We start from the raw sequence: 3035 nt of genomic DNA, 5'->3' as shown, positions 1-3035 counted from the left end.
ATTATTATCACTATTGATTGTAATGTAAAACTAATAGTTACTTGTCAATATAAGCTAAGAAGCTAGATGCAGTGAAAAGGCATGGAAAGATATTCTTATTACTGTAAGAGATTGTTTTACATATGATTGATTGTAACTGAGAATTATTATCGATAAAGTTGTTTGATTGGAAGAATATTGATGCTCATACCGAATTTTCCTAGTTTGTTAGAGTTCCAATTTTTAAACGTGGATTACTCACAAAACTTCATAAGTGCGATGTTGATGGAAGGGGCTGATCTGCCTGATACCTTAAATAAGGCAGTATTAAAGCGGCAGTGTGAATTTTTAGCTGGTAGAGTGTGTGCGCAACGTGGGCTCTATAAATTGGGAAAATCCAGCGTTGCTAGCATTAAAATTGGAGAGTTTAGGCAACCTTTATGGCCCAATGGAGTGGTTGGTTCTATTTCTCATTGTTCGGGTCATGCCATAGCAATGGTGGGAATGAAAAGTGATGAATGTGTTTCTGTTGGGATAGATATTGAGGAAGTGATCAACGCGTTGTGTGCACGAGAAATCGCCAATCAAGTGTTGTCAAAGAGCGAGTCAGTCTTTGCAGAGCTCTTTGAAGAATTTCAGTATTTTTTAACCTTGATTTTTTCTGCGAAAGAGTCAATTTATAAAGCTATTTTCCCTTTTGTAAAGCAGATCTTAGATTTTGACTGTGTGCGGCTGATTGCAGTTGATACAAAAAACGGGGAGTTAAAATTTCAGTTTTCTTATTTTTTATTTGAAGCTCTGTATCCTAATGTCGTTGTTAACTACCATTTTTGTAATGCAAATACAGTGATGACTTGGTGCACTCTCTCAACACACAATCTCAAATTCGCAGCTGATCTTAGTGTGTCTTAGCTCATTGGCGAGATCATTTTCTGAATCAGTTGACGAAAAGTGGTTAACTAAGCGATGGATAGTGGTTTGTCAGAAATTGTTGAATTTGTAGCAGTAAAGATGCTCAGATGAAAAGAGCCAAGGTTGATACTGCTAATGCCCGCGCTAGGGGGAGGTTACCCATGCTCCTTTTAATCAGTGGGAATTCCAAAATATGGGGTCCACCCGAGCGTGATGGTCGCTCGTGATCGGGCAATCCCCTCGGGCGCTTAACCCAGATATTGTTCAACACAAGTGTGCTTATGATGAAGTGATGTCATTTCGGGAGACGATGATTAACGATCATACTGATGGCTACATCATTCTGAAAGATGGCAAAGTACTGCGTGAAGGGTATTTGGGTGATTTCACCGCATATAAGAAAGCCCAGCAAAATGCTGGGCTCAGTGATTCAAAGCTGTTGCTTGATATAAGATTAAAAGTTGTTTAACCAAACATCGGCATTTGATGGTGCTTTGTTTTTACGCTTTTTCTTACCTGTGCCTTCAGGTTTCGCCACAGGTTTAATGGCAGCTAGAAGTTCTGCTGTGATGTTTTCATCCACTTCGAAGCCCTCAACTTGTTCACGCTCAAGACGGATCTTGTTCTTCTTCTCGATGATTTTGAAGTGATGGTAATCTTCATAATCAAGTAGCGATAATGCTAAGCCGACTTCACCCGCACGACCACTACGACCGATACGGTGCATGTAGTCTGATGGGCTGCGTGGTAAATCGAAGTTGATGACTACTGGCAGTTTTTCAATGTCTAAACCACGAGCCGCGATATCGGTCGCAATTAATACTTCAATCTCACCCGATTTAAACGCATCAAGTACGCGAGTACGAGCGCCTTGGCCTTTATCACCGTGGAATACTTCTGCATTAATGCCACGTTTGTGAAGTTTATCCGCTAAGTGTTCACAGCTGTTTTTAGCATTAACGAAAATCAGTGCTTGTCGCCATTGATGCTGTTGGATCAAATGTGCGAGTACGGCTGTTTTCTCACCTTTGTTCACGTTAAATACGCGCTGTACTAAGGTGCTGGCGTCAGAACTTTGTAGCTGAACTTCGATAGGGTCGTTTAGCAGTTCTTGCGTTAACGTTTGTACTTGCTCTGGGAATGTCGCCGAGAATAGCAAGGTTTGCTTTTTCTCTGGTAGCAGTGCCAATAATTCCGCTAGTTCTTCGGTAAAACCAAGGCTTAACATGCGGTCGGCTTCATCAAGCACTAAGGTTTTAACCTTATCAAGCTTAATCGCATTACTTGAAATCAGATCAAGTAAACGGCCTGGCGTTGCAACCAAAATATCTGTACCGCCACGGAGTGCAAGCATTTGAGTATTCGCTGACACACCACCGAAAACAGCAACGGTTTTAATCGCCCCATTAAAATGCGTAGCGTAAGACTTAATGCTATCAGCAACTTGCTTAGCAAGTTCACGGGTAGGAACCAAAATTAGTCCACTAACGTAATTACCTTTTCCACCAGCTGAACGATCACTTTGTGTCGCAAGGTGCTGCAAGATAGGTAATGCAAAAGCCGCTGTTTTACCCGAGCCAGTGTTAGCGCCTGCAATTAAGTCACGTCCTACTAAGACACTTGGAATAACTTGCGCTTGAATAGGGGTTGGCTGTTGGTATTCCAGCTCAGTTAATCGATTTAAAAGAGGTGAAATAAGGCCAAGTTCCGTGAAGTTGGCTGGCGTTGTGGCAGTAGTCATTAATATAAAAGGCTCAGAGCTAAGATAATAGCGCGGTATTTTAACGTATTTACGCCGCATTAAGTAGCGCTTTGATAGCTTAGCTATGGTGATAGCGTAAACTATTAGTGGGCTCTGCTACTCTGAGAGGCCTTAGCTGACCCTTGATCTGTATAGAAGGTGGCGGTATGGCCGCAGACCTATCGTTCAGTTAAACCGAAGACTGATTTAGGTTTTTGCTCAATTATCAAAAAACACTAATTGCATATAATAACCTTAAAACGCTAATCACAAGCAAGGAAAACCTAATGATGACAGGGTGTTTCTTGCGTTTTAGATCTTCGTTCCCAGCACTTTCATGTTAGTGAGTGGTGGAATAAACTGTAACTAATAAACAACTCACGCTGCCTACTATAAGCCTTGT

General features: G+C 41.5%; 3 protein-coding genes. 2 read left to right on the top strand and 1 reads right to left on the bottom strand.

Translation table 11 applies throughout. The features are described 5' to 3' along the window. The first annotated feature begins 180 nt into the window (after positions 1 to 180). Together ASV53_RS23415 and ASV53_RS25300 are read left to right on the top strand one after the other, a co-directional pair. Positions 181 to 891, top strand: a complete 711-nt coding sequence (locus tag ASV53_RS23415; protein WP_094958911.1) for a 4'-phosphopantetheinyl transferase family protein — start codon at positions 181 to 183, stop codon at positions 889 to 891. Positions 892 to 1114: 223 nt separating this feature from the next. After that, positions 1115 to 1360: a hypothetical protein gene (locus tag ASV53_RS25300; RefSeq protein ID WP_141226306.1), complete on the top strand. Its 246-nt coding sequence runs from the start codon at positions 1115 to 1117 to the stop codon at positions 1358 to 1360. Here ASV53_RS25300 and ASV53_RS23410 read toward each other — a convergent pair. Then, positions 1346 to 2632, bottom strand: coding sequence for a DEAD/DEAH box helicase (locus ASV53_RS23410; RefSeq protein ID WP_094958912.1), 1287 nt, complete (start codon positions 2630 to 2632; stop codon positions 1346 to 1348). The two genes, ASV53_RS25300 and ASV53_RS23410, sit on opposite strands and share 15 nt — an antisense overlap. Positions 2633 to 3035: the final 403 nt, after the last annotated feature.

The organism is Photobacterium sanguinicancri (assembly GCF_002265265.1).
Lineage (GTDB): Bacteria > Pseudomonadota > Gammaproteobacteria > Enterobacterales > Vibrionaceae > Photobacterium > Photobacterium sanguinicancri.
Note: the sequence above shows the minus strand (reverse complement) of the source record. Positions and strands in the feature narration are given on the sequence as shown.